The organism is Synechococcus sp. MW101C3, assembly GCF_002252635.1.
Lineage (GTDB): Bacteria > Cyanobacteriota > Cyanobacteriia > PCC-6307 > Cyanobiaceae > MW101C3.
In genome coordinates this window covers 1-17,115 of record NZ_NQKX01000013.1, presented here as the reverse complement: position 1 = coordinate 17,115, position 17,115 = coordinate 1, and the positions used below count along the sequence as shown (strand labels likewise).

The following is a 17,115-nucleotide window of genomic DNA, read 5'->3' as shown; positions in this document are numbered from 1 at the left end:
TCCGGCGGCATGGCTGAACTTGAGACCCGCTGGCACCCCTCCACGGCCGGGCTCAGCGAAATCCAGTGGCAGGAACTCTGCGGCGCTGCCGGGATCCCGTTCTTCAGCTGGCGCTGGCTGCATGGTCTGGAGGCCTCCGGCAGCATCGTTCCCCGTCAAGGATGGCAACCCTGCCACCTGGGGGTGTGGCGCGGCGACGCGCTGGTGGCCCTGGCGCCGCTCTACCTGAAGGGCCACAGCTACGGGGAGTTCGTTTTCGATCAATCCTTCGCGCAGCTCGCAGGACAGATGGGCCTGCGCTACTACCCCAAGCTGGTGGGGATGAGCCCGGTGAGCCCGGTGCAGGGGTACCGCTTTCACATGGCCCCCGGCGAAGACGAGGCCGCGCTCACCCGCCTGATGCTCGAGGAGATCGATCACTTCTGCCGGGAGCAGCGGCTGTTGAGCTGCAACCTGCTGTACGTCGATCCGAGCTGGCAACCGCTGGCGGAGGCCGCGGGCTGGGCCACCTGGCTCAACCAGCAGAGCCTCTGGAGCAACCCCGGTTTCGCCAGCTTCGACGACTATCTGCTCGGCTTCAATGCCAACCAGCGGCGCAACATCCGCCGTGAGCGCCGCGCCGTTGCAGACGCCGGCCTCACGGTGAGCCCACTGGTGGGGGAGGAGATCCCGGCAGTGATGCTGGCGCGCATGCATGGCTTCTATGAGCAGCACTGCGCCCGCTGGGGGGCCTGGGGCAGCAAATACCTCACCGAGGAGTTCTTCCGCTACGCGGCCGAACACCTCCGCCACGACCTTGTCCTGTTCAGCGCCCACCGCGGCGATCCGCTGGTGCCGGTGGCGATGTCCCTGTGCGTGCGCAGTCAGGAAGGGCTGTGGGGCCGCTACTGGGGCAGCAACGAGGAGATCGAGAACCTGCACTTCGATGTCTGCTACTACGCCCCGATCGAGTGGGCGATCGGTCAGGGTCTGCGCTGGTTCGATCCCGGTGCGGGCGGCAGCCACAAGCGCCGCCGCGGCTTCGTGGCTCAGCCGCGGGCCAGCCTGCACCGCTGGAGCGACCCCCGCTTCGACCGCCTCGTGCGCCAGTGGCTGCCGCAGGCCAACGCCCAGCTGCTGGAGGAGATCGAAGCCGTCAACGCGGAGCTGCCGTTCTGTCGGCGGGAGTTGCCCCTGGCAGCGGCCTGATTCCTACGATCAGCCGATGAACACTCTCCTCAGCGAGCGTGACAGCCTCGATGAACGGCTGTCGCAGCGCTCCATCGCCCTCGATCCCGCCGGTTACTTCCTGATCAAGGTGGATGCCGTGGCCGGTGAGTTGGTGGCCGAGCACTACAGCAACGGCATCGATGATCGCGGCCTCGCCACCGACCCCGACACCGGTGAGGTGCTGAGCTGCCGCGGCAACGGGTCACGCACGCCAGTGGCCACCTACCGGGGCCGGAGCGCCAAGGAACTCGGCATCCGGCTCACTGAAAGCACGGAACCGTTGCCGCTCAGTCGCCTCGACCACGCCCTCTATATCGGGCGCGAACTGCAGAAGGCGGAAGCCTGCCTCCACAGCGGGCTTCCGTATGTTCAGGATTGAAGCCTTGGGGGGAAGCCTGCCGGAGTTCAGGCGGGCTGCAGCTCCTTCTCCACGCTGGTGGCGGGAGGGAGTTCGGGCGGCAGTGTCTTGAGCTGCTCCTGGATCTCCATCGTCACCACGCTGCGATATTCCAGGAAGTGCTCGTTGTGGGCCAGCACCACCAGGAACTGCTCAAGCTGGCTCGGATTGCGACGGGCGATGTCGAGCATGTAGCGCCAGAAGCGGGTGCGGGTGTTGCGCCTGATGCCTTGCCTCCACACCACGATGCTCAGGGCGCGCACGTCACTCATGGCGGGAAGTTTGGGCAACCCTGTCGACGGTCGCAGGAACTGATGCCAGCGCGGCGCCCCTACCTTGAGGTAGTAGCTGTGCACCCGGTCCATGTAGGCATTGGGCTCGTAGAGCGCGCAGAACGCATCGACGTATTCATTGGCGATGTCACGGATCGGCCGGGTGGGCACGAAGTTGAGCAGGTTTGTCTGGTTCACGCCCTTGGCGGCGGCTTTGTCCTGAATCAGACGGCCTTCCTTCTCCAGCCGGTGCCACAGCCCGGTGTTCGGCAGGGCCTGGAGCATGCCCATCATCGCGGCGGGGATACCGGTGCGAGTCACGAACTCCACGATGCGCTGGCCGGCACCGGTCTTTTCACCATCGAAACCGATGATGAAGCCAGCCATCACCCGGATGCCATACGAGGTGATCCTGTCGACGGACTCCTCCAGGGAACTCCGGGTGTTCTGGAGTTTTCGCGCCGTTTCAAGGCTGGCTTCGTCCGGTGTTTCGATGCCCAGGAACACGCTGTCGAAGCGGCTCTCCGCCATCATCTGCATCATCTCCTCGTCGGAGGCGAGATCGACAGAGGCTTCAGTGGCAAAGCTGAAGGGGTAGTCGTGTTCGATCTGCCACTGCTTGAGTGCAGGCAGCAACAATTTGGCGTTGCGTTTGTTGCCGATGAAGTTGTCATCCACCAGGAAGATCGAACGCCGCCAGCCCAGGTCGTAGAGGAACTGAAGTTCGGCGATCAGTTGTTCCGGGGTCTTGGTGCGTGGCTTGCGCCCATACAGCACGATGATGTCGCAGAACTCGCATTGGAATGGGCAGCCCCGCGAGAACTGCACCGACATGGAGTCGTAAGCATCCAGCTCAAGCAGGTCAAAGCGAGGGATCGGCGTGCCGGTCACATCCGGCTTCTCGCCGTTGGAGCTGAACCGGCCACTGGAGGCGCCGCTTTCGATCGCCTCGATGAACATCGGCAGGGTGATCTCCCCCTCGTCAAGCACCTTGAAGTCGGCGAGATCGAGCTCAGGTGCGTCGGGTGTGGAGCTGGCGAAGGGGCCGCCCACGGCCACCGGCAGGCCCCGCTGCTTGGCTTTGGCAATCTGGGTGGCCATGTCGGCCTTCTGCACGATCATCCCCGAGATGATCACCAGCTCGGCCCAGGCCCACTCCGCCTCGGTCACCTCGCGCACGTTGCGGTCGGCCAGCTTGAACTCCCAGTGCTGCGGCAACAGGGCCGCCACAGTCACCATGCCGAGTGGGGGAAGCAGAACCTTCCGGTTGACGAGCTCGAGGATCTTCTCGTAGCTCCAGAAGGTCTTGGGAAATTCCGGGTAGATGAGCAGGGCGCGCATGCCGTTCCGGGTGAGGGGGAGACACGAAACCCACGCCGCTGGAGGCGGCAGGGAACTGCCGTGAGTAGCAGCCACCCTAGGGGCTCCTCAAGGAAGAAGGCTTGTTCTGCTCTAATGGGTGGACGATTTCGCATCCATCGCCATGGGCATTGCGCTGTATCTGGGTCTCGTGGCTGGTGGTCTGGTCACCGCCTTCGCGCTTACCACCGTGCTGCGCGGCATCAAGCTGATCTGAGGCGACACCCCAGCCTTCAGCAGCTCAAGGCAGTCAGCGGCTCTGAGGCCCCTCAGGCCTCCAGGAGCAGCAGCCGTCCCCGACCTCGGGCCAGTTCCAGCACGGCAAGTGTGAGTCCCACCGACCCCATCAGGGCGAATGTGGCGGGCAGTCCCACCCGCAGGCTGAGGGCCGCGGCCAACAGGCCGCTCAGGCCCCCACCCCCAAGAAAGGCGATCTGAGCCAGCCCGGCCATGCGGCCGCGCAGCACCACCGGGGCAGCCACCTGCGTGATCAGGCTGCTCCCTGCCAGCAGGCAGGCGGTACCGGCACCGATCAGGAAGGTGGTGAGCAGGTGGAAGCCGCTGCCCAACGGCGCGGCCATCAGCAATTGGCCCAGGGCCGTGAGCAGTGTGGCGCCACCCAGCAGCAGGGAAGGGCGGCGGCTGAGCCAGGCGCTGTGGCGCTGCAGCAGCAATCCTCCACTGATGCTGCCGGCCGCCAGCACGCTGGTGAACAGGCCGAGGTCCTGCGGGCTGGGCCCGAGCACCTCCGCGGCGATCAACGGGGCCAGCCCCGGATGGAAGAACACCGCCAGGCATGCCAGGCCGGTGAACACGAGCACGTGGCGCAGCGGCGACCCGCACTCCCGCCAGGCGGTTCCCAGGCTGGAGGCCGAACCACCGCCACTGCGCTGCTCCGCTTCCCGGTGCGGCGCCAGTAGCCACACCACCGTGGCGATCGGCAACAGATAGGACGCGGCATCAATCGTGAGCGTGACCGCCGGGCCGCTCAGGGCGAGCAACATCCCTCCCACCGGAGGACCCACCAGCTTCCCCACGTTGAACACCACCGCGAAACTGGTCAGATAAGGGGCCAGCTGCTGTGGCTCCTCCACCAGCAGGGCGCAGTACTTCTGGCGCGCCGTGAGCTCAAAGGCGCTGGCGAGCCCCACCACGAGCGTGCTCAGCATCAACAGCGCCACCTGGGCCGTGCCGGTCAGCAGGGGAATGGTGATCGCCCCGAGGGCAGCGCCGCCCACCAGCCCCCACTGGGACAGCACCAGGATCCGCTCACTGCCGAGGCGGTCGGTGAGCACCCCGGCCGGGCCGCTCACCAGCAGGCTGGGCAGGGCCAGCGCCGCGAAATTGATGGCCAGCAGCAGAGGGTTGCGCGTGCCGTCCATCAGGATCCAGGCCTTGGCCGTGAGGCCGGCGAAGGATCCGGCCGTGCTCACCCCTGAAGCGATCAGAAAGGTGGTGCGTTGATGCCGCCGGATCCAGCCCTTCAATCGCTGCTTCCGCGCGAGGCTCGGGCCTGAAGCACCATTGCCGCCGAGCCCACCACTTCCCCTTCCAGGTCGTAGGGATGGGCCGCGGTGATCCGCACCGGCACCATCTGGCCCGGGGAGGCGGTCAGGCCGCCCTCGCCCGGCTTCACCCGCACATCGCCATCCACATCGGGCGCGAAGCGGGCGCAGCGGCCGATCAGTTCGCCGGTGGCAGGGTTCTCCTGCTCGATCAGCACATCGACGATCCTCCCCACCCAGGCGCCGTTGCGTTCGGCGGCGATCGGCTGCTGCGCTTCCATCAGCCGGTTGCGGCGCTCCTGGGCCACGGCGGCGGGCACGGCATCGGGCAGATCGGCGGCCGCCGTTCCCTCCTCGGGCGAAAAGGTGAACACCCCCACGTGATCGAAGCGCTGCGTGGTCACGAAGTGGAGCAGGTGCTCGAAGTGCTCCTCGGTTTCGCCTGGGAAGCCCACGATGAAGGTGGTGCGCAGCACCGCCTCGGGCAGCAGCTCGCGGATGCGATCCAGCAGGTCGCCGTTCACGTTGGCCTGCCAGGGGCGGTTCATGGCTCGGAGCACGTCCGGATGGCTGTGCTGCAGGGGTAGATCCAGGTAGGGCAGCACGTTGGCCACTTCCCGGTAGGCGGCGAGCACCGGGGGCGTCAGGCCCGTGGGGTAGGCGTAGTGCACGCGGATCCAGGGAATCTCCACCTCGCCGAGGGCGCGCAGCAGCTCCGCCAGCTGCGGACGCCCGTAGAGGTCGAGGCCGTAATTGGTGGTGATCTGGCTGATCAGGATCAGCTCCTTCACCCCCTGAGCCGCCAGTTGCTGCGCTTCCGCCACGATCGACTCGATCGTGCGGGAGCGCTGATCGCCGCGCAGCTTGGGAATGATGCAGAAGGCGCAGCGGTAGTCGCAGCCTTCGGCCACCTTCAGGTAAGCCACCGCCTCCGAGGTGGTGCGATACCGGGGTAGGTGCTCATCGGCCACAAAGGTGGGGGTGGCACTTACCCGGTTCACCCGTTCGCCTGCCTCCACTCGCCGCAGCACCTCCACGATGTGCTGATAGTCGCCGGTGCCCACGATTGCCCTGGCTTCCGGCAGGGCATCCAGCAGTTCCTCCTGGAAGTGCTGGGCCAGACAGCCCGCGATGATCAGCTCCTTGCCCTGCTCGGCCAGCTCCACCAGGGTGCGTACTGATTCTTCGCGGGCGTCCTGGATGAAGCTGCAGGTGTTCACCACCACCACCGAGGCCTCGCTCTCATCGGCGCTGACGCCATAGCCGGCTTCTGCCAGCAGGCCGAGCATGTGCTCGGTGTCCACCCGGTTCTTTTCGCAGCCGAGGTGCGCGAAGGCCACGGTGGGCGGACGGCTGGCCTCCACAGGAGCGCCGGCCGGCGAATCCGGAGCGAGGGAAGGGGCGGAACCGACCAGCGAGGAATCGATGCCGGCCCTGACGGCGGCTTGGCGCATGGGGGAGGGAAGACCGGGGCCGTCGAAGGGCCAATGGAACACCCTATGGGAGACGAGCCGTTCGCCGGCACACGCCCCGCGCCCAGATGGGCGGGTGGTGACCTCCGGCCCGCGGGTGGGCGCCCCGAAACGGAAGCTGCCACAATCGCTGCAGCGAGCGTCAGTCCTTTGACCCCCTCCCGTCTTACCAGCCGACTCAGTAGCCGTCGCCGCGGTGAAGCCGGCAGCCGCTGGGCGCGGGTGGCCATTGCCGTGCTGGCCACGGTCGGTGTGATTGATACCGGTGCCATCACCCTCAAGCGCTGGGGCCTGATCGGCCCCCTCAGCTGTCCTGGGGGTGGGGATGGCTGCGACAAGGTGCTCAGCAGCGTCTGGGGCAGCCTGTTCGGCCAACCCCTCTCCCTGTTCGGTTTTCTGGCCTACGCGGCCTTGCTGCTGCTGGCGGTGGTGCCGCTGGTGGTGCGCGGCGAGCGTGGCAGCGACCTGCAGAGCCGCAGCTGGTGGGGCCTGTTCCTGCTGAGCGGCGCCATGTCGGTGTTCAGCCTCGTGCTGATGGGCCTGCTGATCTTCAAGATCCAGGCCTTCTGTTTCTTCTGCGTGCTCTCCGCGCTGCTGAGTGTTTCAGCCTTGGTGCTCAGCCTGATCGGTGGTGATTGGGAGGATCCTGGCCAGCTGGTGTTCCGCGGTGTGCTGGTGCTGCTGGTGGTGGGTCTGGCGGGCCTCGGCTGGGCCGCCTCCGTCGACCGTCCGGCTGCCCTCAGCACCCAGGGCATGCCCCCCGAAGTGGTCAGGCCCAGCACGGCGGCCACAATCGCCCTCGCCAAGCACCTGAAGGCGGAGGGAGCGGTGATGTATTCGGCCTATTGGTGCCCCCACTGCCACGAGCAGAAGGAGCTGTTCGGCAAGGAGGCGACCAAATCGCTCACCATCATTGAGTGCGCCCCCGATGGCGCCAACAGCCAGACCGCCCTCTGCAAGGAGAAGAACGTGCAGGGCTTCCCCTCCTGGGAGATCCGCGGCCAGATCACATCCGGCGTGAAGCCGCTCGCCGGCCTTGCCAATGCCTCTGGCTACACCGGACCGACTGACTTTTGATCCTGACTTCTGAGCGGTGGCTCCGCCCACCAACTGCTGAGCTGTCCCCAAAGCAAAGCTCCCCTTGCTGTCCCTGAAGCTCGAGGTGCTGAGGCCAGGGGGCTGAACAGCTAGGAGCCAAGGGCCAAGGCCTTCTCCAGTGGCGCCGTGCTGATTGTCTGCCCCTGCTGCTGCACGGTGTGGCGTTGCCAGAAGGGTTGGGAGCCGGGGCAATCGGTGCGGAAATGCCCCCCCCTGCTTTCGGTGCGAAAGAGGGCGGCCTCCATCAACAGCTCTCCCAGTTCCAGCTGCCGCAGCAGATCCTGCAGCGGTCGGATCAGCCCCAGCTGATCAGCGGGAAGTTCCAGCTGATCTGAAGGCGCCAGCTGCGCCACCTCGGCCAGCAGAGCCAGCCTCTCCATCGCGCTGCGTTGCTCCTGGATCGCCGCCAGGCCCTGACGCAGGGCCGTGCCGCGTCGCTCAACGCCGGCCACCCGCCAACAGCGGCGTCGCAGCGACGCCACCTGAGCGGCAATCGTTTCAGCGCTCACACCGCGGCTGAGCCCGGGGCTCATGCCGGTGGGCCCGGCCCCGTTGCCCCCGAAGCTTCCCACAGGGCTGGAGAACAACATCGCCCCCGGAGCTCCACTTCGTGCAGTAGCAGGGCGCGGTGCCGTGAAGGTGTCGTTCAGCTGGATCCGGCTCAACTGGCGGGCGAACACCAGACATTCCATCAGCGAGTTGCTCGCGAGTCGGTTGGCCCCATGCACTCCCGTACAGGCCACTTCCCCCACGGCATACAGGCCAGGAAGGCTGGTGGCGGCGTTGAGGTCAGTGCTGACGCCTCCCATCCAGTAGTGGGCCGCGGGAGCGATCGGGATCGGTGCATCGGCCGGCTCAAGGCCCAGTTGGCGGCAACGGGCCAGGATCGTGGGGAACTGCTTCTCCATCCGTGCGCCGCCGATGGGGCGCAGATCGAGCCAGAGGTGGTCCACACCTTGCTCGTGCATCGTGCGCACCAGCGCCCGGCTGACCTGGTCGCGAGGCGCCAGATCCCCGCCCGCCAGGGCGCGCACCGGGCTGCGGCCCTGCCTGTCGAGCAGCTTGGCGCCTTCACCCCGCACGGCCTCAGAGATCAGGAAGTGAGGAGCGCCGGGGAGCATCAGCGCCGTGGGGTGGAACTGAACGAACTCCAGGTCACGCACCTGGGCTCCCGCCCTCCAGGCCATGCCCACGCCGTCGCCGGTGGCCTGGCTGGGATTGGTGGTTTTCTCGAACAGATGTCCGCCGCCGCCACTGGCCAACACCACGGCCCCTGCACGCAGCCAGCGCACCTGGTCGCCCTCCAGCACCTGCAGCCCCTGGCAACGGCCGGCTTCGACCCAGAGCTGCAGCGCCATCACCCCCTGGCAACGCACCAGCAGGGCACGCCGCTCAACCGCCCGCTCCAACGCATCCACCAGGGCGCCGCCGGTACGGTCCTGGGCGTGCAGCACGCGGCGATGGCTGTGGGCTGCTTCAAGTGTTGTGCTGAGGCTGGCGCCATCCCGATCAAAATCCATCCCCAGCTGGAGCAAGCGCTCCACGCAGCGGGGGGCTTCATGAACGAGCAACTCCACGGCCGCAGGATCACAGAGCCCTGCACCGGCCTTGAGTGTGTCCTCCCGGTGGCTGGCAAAGCTGTCCTCGGGGCGTGTCACGGCGGCGATACCCCCCTGCGCCCAGCGGCTGGCCGAGCGCGGGCCCCGCTCTTTGCTGAGCAGCAGCACCCTCAGTTCACTCGGCAGCTCCAGGCAGGCCATCAGGCCGGCAGCGCCCCCGCCGACCACCACCACATCCCAGGTGGTCGCCAGCGGTGGCTGGGAAGACGACGGCCTGGGGGTCGATGCAGTCAACGGAACGACAAAAAAGCCGCCGGATGAACCCCGGCGGCCAGATGGGAATCAGAAGAGAGCTGGATCAGCGGTAGACACCATTGTTGATGCGGTCAAAGCCTTCGTTGAGGGCAATGGAAGGAGGAGTGATCGTGAAGTTATCGCGGTACTTCTCAAACAGCTCCTTCTGGCGCTCCGTGAGGTCAAGGCTGAGCACGTCGTCAATGGATTCGTAAGGGCCGCCCAGCACGATCTTGCCGGCCAGCGTGGGGTACATCCCAGGGAATTGCTGGAAGCTACGGACCGGAGAGTTGTTGAGGTCCACCTTCCCGACGGCAGCGGCGATCTTGTCGTCCGCCACGTTGCGCGGGGCATCAGCGAAGGCCGCAGGGGGCAGAGCCATGGCCATCAGCAGGCCCGCAAGAAGCACACCACTCATCAGCCAGGCAACCACCCGTTTCATCGAAAATCTCCTGTTGAGGCAGCCGGTCGGCACCGCGGCAACGCTACAGCGGCCCACTGCGATCCCTGCACCGCAGCCGCCTGGCTTTTGCAGTTCTTCAATCGGCCCATGAACGGGCGGGAGGCTTCGCTCCAGATCAGACCTCCCTGGCCTTGGCCCTGCTTGAAAGGCCCAGCCGGAGCCGCTCAGCAGATGGGATCAGATCAGTCCGCTCAGGTGCGGGCTCAACAGCGCTGCACCCAGGAAAATCCCATCAACCGCGAGGGTGGTGATCAAGGCGGCTGCCGCCACCCGACCACTGGCTCCCTGCGGCCACCAGCGCCGCCCAAGCAGGATCAGCCCGGTGGCGATCGTGGCGATTTCGATCAGCGCCAGCGGCTGCAACACGAGCTCCGCGGCTTTGCGCAGCAGCTCGGGTGCCTGCTCGGCTGGTGCCTGAAGCACCTGGGGCCAGAGGGGCATCACGCCTGTGAGCAGCATGGCGCCATCCGTGCAGGCCGTTCCCAGCAGGGAGGCGAGGTAGAAAGCCCCGGCGCTGCGCCAGCGGGTCGAGAGTCCGGCCCAGGCGATTGGCACAGCGAAGGCTTCGACCGGCAGATGCCAGGCCGGGTGCAGACGGAACCACCCCCAGAACAGACAACCAGCCAGCCAGCTGCCGCTGAAGCCCACCAGCACGCCGCCCAGTTCGCGCCAATGGCCCTGGCCGCGCCAGCCGAGCAACAGCCCGGCGCTCAGCAGCACGGTTGTGAAGGCGGTGGCGCTGGTGGGATGCAACCGCACCCATGGCGCCTGCAGAAACACCGGCAGGGCCACGAGCATCCCCACGGCGACCGGCAGAAGCCAGCGCAGCTCGCGCGTGGCAGGGGAGTGCTTCGCTGGCCAGGTGCCCCTCGATGACCGTGGTAGAGCCAGAACCACCTCGGGGGATCGCTCCAGGGTTGAGACGCGGGCAAGGTAGAGCGAAACCCCGGGCACCTGTACGTATGAAGAAAGGTTGCCAACCTTAGGGGATTGCTGGGTGGCTGGCGGGAGCCGCCCGCCATAAGGTCACGTCATGTCCTGACGACCGTCCCCATGCCTCCTGTCCTTCCGTCCCAGGCACCGGGACTGCTGGAGGCCTGCTGGCAGGCCCTTGTGCTGGGTGTGGTCCAGGGACTGACCGAATTCCTGCCGATCAGCAGCACCGCCCACCTCAAGGTCGTGCCCGTGCTGCTGGGTTGGGGTGATCCCGGCGTCGCCGTCACGGCCGTGATCCAGCTCGGCAGCATTACCGCCGTGGTGCTCTACTTTCGCCGCGATCTGCTGGATGTGGGGGTGGGGATGTCCCGGGCCTTCCGCCATGGGCAATGGCGTGATCCGTCCGCCCGACTTGGACTGGCCATGGCCGTTGGAACCTTGCCGATCGTGGCCGCCGGCAGCGCCATCAAGCGCTTCTGGAGCGGCTACGAAACCTCCGTGCTGCGCAGCATCCCCTCGATTGCGATCGTCTCGATCGTGATGGCGCTGTTGCTGGCCTGTGCCGAAGTGGTCGGCCGTCGCCGCAAGGAACTGCCCCAGGTGCGTCCCATTGATGGCCTGGTGGTCGGGCTTGCCCAGATGCTCGCCATCATCCCCGGCGTGTCCCGATCCGGCAGCACCCTCACGGCCTCGCTGTTCGATGGCTGGCAGCGCCCTGCCGCCGCGCGCTTCTCGTTTTTACTCGGCATACCGGCGATCACCCTGGCCGGGCTGGTGGAGCTGAAGTCGGCGTTTGCCGCCAGCGCCTCGCTGGGCCCGCTGCCTTTGCTGGTCGGAATCCTCTCTGCGGCGGTGGTGTCCTGGCTGGCGATCGCCTGGTTGCTCCGTTTCCTTCAGGCCCACAGCACCTGGGTGTTCGTGGCCTACCGGCTTGTTTTCGGCGTCGCATTGCTGGTCTGGGCTCGTCAGGCGGCCCCGGCCTTGCTCAATTGACGGCAGCCGGCAGGAGCGTTGCTGCACAGAGCAACCCCGCGTGCCCAGCAGAGCCCTTGCGACCTGGCCCACCAGCCCCGCCTGCTGGGTTCCACACTGGAGCCTGATGCCCACCGCCCGATGTGGAACGAACCATCCGCCGGCCTGGCGTTGGCCGATGCCACCCCGGGCCGTCAGCCCCAGCCCGCCGTTGTGGCCACTGTGGAGCCCGGTTCGATCGGCGAAGACCTGGGCTTCCAACCCGGTGATCGGCTGCTGAGCATCAATGGAGTGCGTCCACGCGACCTGATCGATCTGCAGGTACTGGTGGGCGAAGAGGAGCTGGTGCTTGAAGTGGAGGATCCTGGCGGCGAGCGTCATCGGGTGGAGCTGGAGAAGGAGGCTGATGAGGGGCTTGGGCTCGGCTTCACCGAGGCGCTGTTTGATGGCCTGCGGCAGTGCAACAACCACTGCCCCTTCTGCTTCATCGACCAGCAGCCGCCGGGGCGTCGCGGCAGCCTCTACCTCAAGGACGACGATTACCGCCTCAGCTTTCTCTACGGCTCTTACCTCACCCTCACCAACCTCACTGCCGCCGATTGGGAGCGGATCGAACAGCAGCGGCTGTCGCCGTTGTTCGTCTCCGTCCACGCCACCGATCCGGCTCTGCGCAGCCGCCTGTTGGTGAATCCACGTGCGGGCTTGCTGCTGGAACAGCTCGTCTGGTTCGCCGAACGTCGCCTGCAGATCCATGCCCAGGTGGTCGTCTGCCCTGGCCTGAACGATGGCCCTGCACTCGAGCGCACCCTCAAGGATCTGGCGGGGTTTGCGTCGGGGTCCTGGCCTGCCGTGCTCTCTGCCGCAGTCGTGCCCGTTGGCCTCACCCGCTTCCGCCCCAGTGGTGATGGCCTCAGGCCTGTTGATCCTGCCTGTGCCGGGAGGGTGATCGCCCTGGTGGAGCGGCTGCAGCAGGGTTTCCAGCAGCAGCTCGACACTCGTTTCGCCTGGCTGTCCGATGAGTGGTACCTGATGGCCGGTCAGCCGCTGCCGGAGCGCCTCAACTACGAGGATCTGCCGCAGCAGGAAAATGGCGTCGGCAGCATTCGCGCCTTCCTCGAAGCGCTGGATCGGGCCACCACCTCCCTGCCGAAGCGCCTCGCCGTTCCACGGCGTGTCAGTTGGGTGGTGGGTGGACTTGTGGCCGGTGCGCTCTCGCCTGTGGTGGAGCGGCTCAACGCAGTGCAGGGGTTGACGTTGCAGTTGTTCGGCTTGCCCAGCCCCTACTGGGGGCAGGATCTGGTGGTCACTGGCCTCTTAACGGGTTCAGATGTGTTGGCGGGGCTGGCCGGGGCGGATCTCGGCGACATGCTTCTGCTACCCGGGGTGATGCTGCGGCAGGGAGAGCCGGTGTTCCTCGACGACCTCCCCCTTTTTGCGATCAAAGACCGTCTGGGGGTGCCGATCCGGGTCGTGGATGGGGCAGATGATTTCGTGTCTGCCTGCGTCGGCGCTCTTGCCCATCCTCCTTAAACTCAGCTGGTTATCAGGTCTCACGACGCGTGCGCCCCTCCCTCCTTGCTTCGTGTGCTCTGGCAGGGATGGTGTTCCTTCCGCTGGGCGCCCGTCCATCGCTCGCACAGAGCACCTCAGTCCTTCCTTCTGGCCCAGACACCACTGCTCAGCAACCCACCACCACCGCTGAGCCAAGCTCCAAGGCTGCGGGCACTGCTCCGTCTCCTGCCCAGCCTTCCACTGCCGGCTCTGGCGCCCTGCCCACGGCTACCGAGCTGAAGGGGGAGCGCCCGCTGTCCGATCCCTCGGTGCTTGCACCGGCTGCTCGCCAGTTGCCCGAAGCGCTGCAACCGTTGGTTGCCCCCCCGCCGCTTGCACTCCCGGATCTTCCTTCCCAAGTGAGAATCCAGCAGCTCCGTCCATTGGGCCTGCAGGAGGTGGAAACCCTGGCAGAGGTGAACAACCCCAACCTCAAGGCAGTGGCGTCACAGGTTGAGCAGGCGCAGTCCAATCTCAGGGCTCAGATATCGGCCTGGTATCCCACAATCAACCTCACCACCCAGAACAACTTCCCGTCACTCCGTAATAACTACAGCTTCCAGAACTCCGCCACCGGACTGTTTGCTCCTACCGGTGCCACCATTGGTGCCCGGATCGGTGCCTCGATGAATATCGGCATCAATTGGGATCTGATCAATCCGCAGCGGGTTCCCCAGATTTCCGCAGCACGCGATTCCTTCGAGAAAGCGCAGAACCAATACCTGATTGCCCTACGAGATCTTCGTTTGCAGGCTGCCCAGGCTTATTTCGACCTTCAGCTCAGCGACGAGGGTGTGAGGATCGGTCAGGAGTCTGTGCGGGCCTCCCTCGTCAGCCTTAAGGATGCTCGTGCACGGTTCCAAGCGGGTGTCTCTACCAAGCTGGATGTGCTTCAGGCTGAAACCCAGCTTGCCCGCGACCAGCAGCTACTCACCAACCAGTTGTCCTCCCAGTCGATTGCCCGCCGCAGCCTGGCCGCTCTGCTCGACCTCCCTCAAGACATCACCCCGACGGCCAAGGAGCCTGCGCGGGTTCTTGCCACCTGGATTCCCTCGTTGCAGGAGAGCATCGTGGCGGCTTTTGCGTTCCGCGAGGAGCTCGATCAAGTGTTGCTCGACATCTCGATTGCGAACAGCAATGCCAACGCTTCCCTCGGCGCAACGCAGCCATTCTTAAGCATCGTCAATAACTTTGGCTGGGATCGCAGCAATGGTCAGACCAACGTCCCGGAGGGTCAGTCGATCAACTTCGACAATTTTTCCTACTCCATTGACAACGCCATTGGTCTGAATCTTCGCTGGACGCTCTTCGATGGCGGACGCGCTGCCGCCGAGTTCCGTCAGCAGAAGCAGGCCGCAGAGCAGAACCGCTTCAATTTCGCCAGCCGGAGGGATGCCATCCGCTTTGAGGTGGAAACCAGTTTCTATCAGCTGCTGCAGAACAACCGCGACATCACCACCACGTCCCGGGAGGTGATCTCTTCCCGTGAAGCGCTGCGGTTGGCCAGGCTGCGGTTTCAAGCCGGCGTCACCACCCAGCGGGAAGTGGTTGACAGCCAGCGCGACCTCACCCAGGCGGAGGTGAGGTACGCCACCGCCGTCACCGACTACAACAAGCGCTTGGCGGAACTGCGCCGTCGTACGGGCCTTGATCAGGTGGCCTTCTGCAAGCCTCCGGCATTAAAAGCGGTCAAGCCGGCCGTCGATCCCGCCACCCAGATTCCAATCGATCCCCAGCCGCTCCAACCTGCCTGTCAGGCGGAAGTCCGAGGACCCGGTGGCGCAGCACCGCTTTCCCCCTGATCGCCACATCCCTTTTGGCTGACTTGGTTCCGTTGATAGGGTCACGGTGTCGTCGCCGACCACCCGGATGACCCAAGCAGCGACGGCGCGGCCAGGCCTTTCGTTCGTCACCACCATTCGGTTGGGTCTGTTCCAGGGATCGCTCGGTTTTCTCGCGGTTGTGTTTGCCGGTCTGCTGAACCGGATCATGCTCAGCGAACTGGGCTTCCCCGGTTTGTTGGTGGGCGGAGCACTGGCTTTCGAGCAGTTCGTTGCCCCGTCGCGCATCCTTTTCGGCCAGATTTCCGATCGCCACGCCATCGCTGGCCGGCATCGCACGCCTTACATCTGGGCGGGCAGCGCTTGTTTCTGCGCTCTGGCGGTGTTGGTGGTTCCCTTGATCTTCCGCCTGGCGGAGGCCATGGACAGCGCTGACGGCCAGGCGGTTCTGCTGGGGGTGGTGCTGTTGTGCGGGCTGTTTGCCTTCTATGGGCTGGCGGTGTCGATGGCCACCACCCCGTATCTCGCCCTGGTGATCGACCGCACCCAGGAGCAGGAACGCCCCCGGGCCGTGAGCATCATCTGGTGCATGCTCACCATCGGCATTGTGATCGGTGCCATTGCCATTTCGTTGAGCCTCCGCGGCCTCGATGGCATCACAGATCGGACCACCCTTGAAACGGTTCTCGGGCCATTCATGCTGCGATCGGCCGGGCTGGTGTTCCTGCTCACGCTCGTGGCCACCTGGGGGATCGAGCCCGCCCGGGCTGGTGAATCGCTCAGCAGCGCCGCCGATCGCGACGACGCCATCACCCTGTCGCGGGCCTGGCGTCTGATCCGATCAAGCGCGCAGGTGGCGATCTTCTTCACCTTCCTGATTCTTTTCACCCTGGCCCTGTTCCTCCAGGACCCGATCCTGGAGAGCTATGGAGCTGATGTGTTCGGCATGCCCATCGCCGCCACCGCGTCACTCAATGCGCTCTGGGGGTCCGGCACATTGGTGGGTCTGATCCTGGCCGGTTTGTGGATCGTGCCGCGTCTAGGCAAATTCGCGGCGGCCCGCCTTGGCTGTCGACTGATCCTGATCTCCTTATTGCTGCTGCTGCTGGCCGGCTTCACCGCCCGTGTGGCAGTTCTGCAAGGGCTGATGATCCTGTTCGGCCTGGCTTCCGGCATCGGAACCAACAGTGCGCTCTGCCTGATGCTTGATCTCACCCTGCCCGAGGCGGCCGGCACTTTTGTCGGGGTGTGGGGCCTGGCCCAGGCATTGTCCCGGGCCATCGCCAAGTTGCTCGGTGGTGGCCTGCTCGACCTTGGTCGAGCACTCTTCCCTTTGCAGGGACCCTTCCCCCCCTTCGCTCTTGTGCTGGGCATCGAGGCACTGGTCGCACTGGCTGCCTTGCTGATGCTCAGCCGCGTCAATCTGCACCGGTTCCGCGAGGACACCAGCCGCAGCCTCACCCAGGTGCTTGCCATGGAGCTCGGATGACCTTTGCCCACGCGTTGCCGGCGGATGCGCTGCGGCTCAACTCCCTGCTTGATGCGGTGGCAGAGCGGCAACGCAACGATTTTGGCCATATGGCATTCGAAGCCAAGGCCGATGGCAGCTTGATCACTGCCTGCGATCGCTGGAGTGACGAGACCCTGGTGCAGGGCCTGGCTGAGCTCTATCCCGGCGAAGGGGTGCTGAGCGAGGAGGGGAGGCATCTTGTCCCTGCCACAGAGGCGTTCTGGGTGGTGGATCCCCTTGATGGCACCACCAACTTCGCGGCGGGCATCCCTTACTGGGCCATTTCGATGGCCCGCTTCGAGGCAGGGGTTCCCGTGTTGGCCCTGCTTGATGTCCCTCCGCTGCGACAACGCATCGTGGCGGTGCGGGGCCAGGGAGCGTGGCGTAACGGCAAACGTCTCTTGCCGCCGTCCACCCAGCAGCTGCAGACCGGTTGTGCGTCCCTTTGCAGCCGGTCGATCGGCGTGCTGCAGAAGCTCCCCGACCGCAGGTTTCCCGGCAAGATCCGCCTGCTCGGTGTGGCCAGCTTGAACCTCGTCAGCGTGGCAATGGGCCAGACCGTCTCAGCTCTGGAGGCCACGCCCAAGATCTGGGATCTGGCCGCGGCCTGGCTTGTGCTTACAGAGCTGGGCTGCTCTCTGCAGTGGCTGCAACGCAGTCCCACCCCACTAGTAGCGGGCGAAAGCCTTGCGAGCACAGACTTTCCCGTGCTTGCGGCGAGCAATAGCGAGCAGCTG

At 65.8% G+C, this 17,115-nt stretch carries 15 protein-coding genes; 9 read left to right on the top strand and 6 right to left on the bottom strand.

The window, feature by feature from the left end; all coding sequences use genetic code 11:
- Positions 1–9: 9 nt before the first annotated feature.
- Together CJZ80_RS14365 and CJZ80_RS14360 are read left to right on the top strand one after the other, a co-directional pair.
- Positions 10–1,188, top strand: coding sequence for a GNAT family N-acetyltransferase (locus CJZ80_RS14365; protein ID WP_094514779.1), 1,179 nt, complete (start codon positions 10–12; stop codon positions 1,186–1,188).
- A 16-nt stretch (positions 1,189–1,204) separates the two neighbouring features.
- Positions 1,205–1,588 carry a DUF4346 domain-containing protein gene (locus CJZ80_RS14360; RefSeq protein WP_094514774.1) on the top strand — a complete coding sequence of 128 codons (384 nt, stop codon included), beginning with the start codon at positions 1,205–1,207 and terminating at the stop codon, positions 1,586–1,588.
- A gap of 26 nt (positions 1,589–1,614) precedes the next feature.
- Here the strand turns inward: CJZ80_RS14360 and CJZ80_RS14355 are convergent, their stop codons facing one another.
- Complete coding sequence (locus CJZ80_RS14355) at positions 1,615–3,219, bottom strand: B12-binding domain-containing radical SAM protein (protein WP_094514770.1); 1,605 nt, start codon at positions 3,217–3,219, stop codon at positions 1,615–1,617.
- A gap of 118 nt (positions 3,220–3,337) precedes the next feature.
- Between CJZ80_RS14355 and CJZ80_RS14350 the strand changes: the two genes are divergently transcribed.
- Positions 3,338–3,454 carry a cytochrome B6 gene (locus tag CJZ80_RS14350; protein WP_233133140.1) on the top strand — a complete coding sequence of 39 codons (117 nt, stop codon included), beginning with the start codon at positions 3,338–3,340 and terminating at the stop codon, positions 3,452–3,454.
- A gap of 52 nt (positions 3,455–3,506) precedes the next feature.
- Here CJZ80_RS14350 and CJZ80_RS14345 read toward each other — a convergent pair whose 3' ends face one another.
- Positions 3,507–4,724: an MFS transporter gene (locus CJZ80_RS14345; RefSeq protein WP_094514764.1), complete on the bottom strand. Its 1,218-nt coding sequence runs from the start codon at positions 4,722–4,724 to the stop codon at positions 3,507–3,509.
- Positions 4,721–6,196 (bottom strand): 30S ribosomal protein S12 methylthiotransferase RimO, encoded by a 1,476-nt coding sequence (gene rimO, locus CJZ80_RS14340; protein ID WP_094514760.1) that lies wholly within the window; start codon positions 6,194–6,196, stop codon positions 4,721–4,723. Before rimO ends, CJZ80_RS14345 begins: the two co-directional genes overlap by 4 nt.
- A 168-nt stretch (positions 6,197–6,364) precedes the next feature.
- Here rimO and CJZ80_RS14335 point away from each other — a divergent pair, with 168 nt between their 5' ends.
- Positions 6,365–7,291, top strand: a complete 927-nt coding sequence (locus tag CJZ80_RS14335) for a vitamin K epoxide reductase family protein (RefSeq protein WP_233133138.1) — start codon at positions 6,365–6,367, stop codon at positions 7,289–7,291.
- Positions 7,292–7,401: 110 nt separating this feature from the next.
- Here CJZ80_RS14335 and nadB read toward each other — a convergent pair whose 3' ends face one another.
- The 3 genes from nadB to CJZ80_RS14320 all read right to left on the bottom strand — a co-directional run bounded on the left by nadB (position 7,402) and on the right by CJZ80_RS14320 (position 10,426).
- Positions 7,402–9,072, bottom strand: a complete 1,671-nt coding sequence (gene nadB / locus CJZ80_RS14330) for an L-aspartate oxidase (RefSeq protein ID WP_233133145.1) — start codon at positions 9,070–9,072, stop codon at positions 7,402–7,404.
- A 157-nt stretch (positions 9,073–9,229) separates the two neighbouring features.
- Positions 9,230–9,607 (bottom strand): photosystem II complex extrinsic protein PsbU, encoded by a 378-nt coding sequence (gene psbU, locus CJZ80_RS14325; protein ID WP_094514757.1) that lies wholly within the window; start codon positions 9,605–9,607, stop codon positions 9,230–9,232.
- Between the two features lie 198 nt (positions 9,608–9,805).
- On the bottom strand, positions 9,806–10,426 hold the full coding sequence (locus CJZ80_RS14320; protein WP_094514753.1) for a DUF3120 domain-containing protein: 621 nt from the start codon (positions 10,424–10,426) through the stop codon (positions 9,806–9,808).
- Between the two features lie 255 nt (positions 10,427–10,681).
- Between CJZ80_RS14320 and CJZ80_RS14315 the strand changes: the two genes are divergently transcribed.
- The 5 genes from CJZ80_RS14315 to CJZ80_RS14295 form a co-directional block, all read left to right on the top strand.
- Positions 10,682–11,557 (top strand): undecaprenyl-diphosphate phosphatase, encoded by an 876-nt coding sequence (locus CJZ80_RS14315; RefSeq protein ID WP_094514749.1) that lies wholly within the window; start codon positions 10,682–10,684, stop codon positions 11,555–11,557.
- 120 nt (positions 11,558–11,677) lie between these two features.
- Positions 11,678–13,066 (top strand): TIGR03279 family radical SAM protein, encoded by a 1,389-nt coding sequence (locus CJZ80_RS14310; protein WP_094514857.1) that lies wholly within the window; start codon positions 11,678–11,680, stop codon positions 13,064–13,066.
- 68 nt (positions 13,067–13,134) lie between these two features.
- Entirely contained in the window at positions 13,135–14,889 is a 1,755-nt protein-coding gene (locus tag CJZ80_RS14305) for a TolC family protein (protein WP_094514747.1), read from the top strand.
- Positions 14,890–14,956: 67 nt separating this feature from the next.
- Positions 14,957–16,357, top strand: a complete 1,401-nt coding sequence (locus tag CJZ80_RS14300; RefSeq protein WP_094514743.1) for a BCD family MFS transporter — start codon at positions 14,957–14,959, stop codon at positions 16,355–16,357.
- Positions 16,354–17,115: inositol monophosphatase family protein (locus tag CJZ80_RS14295; protein ID WP_094514740.1), on the top strand; the 762-nt coding region annotated here is incomplete at its 3' end. The genes CJZ80_RS14300 and CJZ80_RS14295, both read left to right, overlap by 4 nt.

Bases quoted from the DNA above. Each gene is read 5' to 3' on its own strand.
- CJZ80_RS14365 (WP_094514779.1), top strand. From the start codon at position 10: ATGGCTGAACTTGAGACCCGCTGGCACCCCTCCACGGCCGGGCTCAGC.
- CJZ80_RS14360 (WP_094514774.1), top strand. From the start codon at position 1,205: ATGAACACTCTCCTCAGCGAGCGTGACAGCCTCGATGAACGGCTGTCG.
- CJZ80_RS14355 (WP_094514770.1), bottom strand. From the start codon at position 3,219: ATGCGCGCCCTGCTCATCTACCCGGAATTTCCCAAGACCTTCTGGAGC.
- rimO (WP_094514760.1), bottom strand. From the start codon at position 6,196: ATGCGCCAAGCCGCCGTCAGGGCCGGCATCGATTCCTCGCTGGTCGGT.
- nadB (WP_233133145.1), bottom strand. From the start codon at position 9,072: ATGGCCTGCCTGGAGCTGCCGAGTGAACTGAGGGTGCTGCTGCTCAGC.
- psbU (WP_094514757.1), bottom strand. From the start codon at position 9,607: ATGAAACGGGTGGTTGCCTGGCTGATGAGTGGTGTGCTTCTTGCGGGC.
- CJZ80_RS14320 (WP_094514753.1), bottom strand. From the start codon at position 10,426: ATGCTCGTGGCCCTGCCGGTGTTTCTGCAGGCGCCATGGGTGCGGTTG.
- CJZ80_RS14315 (WP_094514749.1), top strand. From the start codon at position 10,682: ATGCCTCCTGTCCTTCCGTCCCAGGCACCGGGACTGCTGGAGGCCTGC.
- CJZ80_RS14310 (WP_094514857.1), top strand. From the start codon at position 11,678: ATGTGGAACGAACCATCCGCCGGCCTGGCGTTGGCCGATGCCACCCCG.
- CJZ80_RS14305 (WP_094514747.1), top strand. From the start codon at position 13,135: ATGGTGTTCCTTCCGCTGGGCGCCCGTCCATCGCTCGCACAGAGCACC.
- CJZ80_RS14300 (WP_094514743.1), top strand. From the start codon at position 14,957: ATGACCCAAGCAGCGACGGCGCGGCCAGGCCTTTCGTTCGTCACCACC.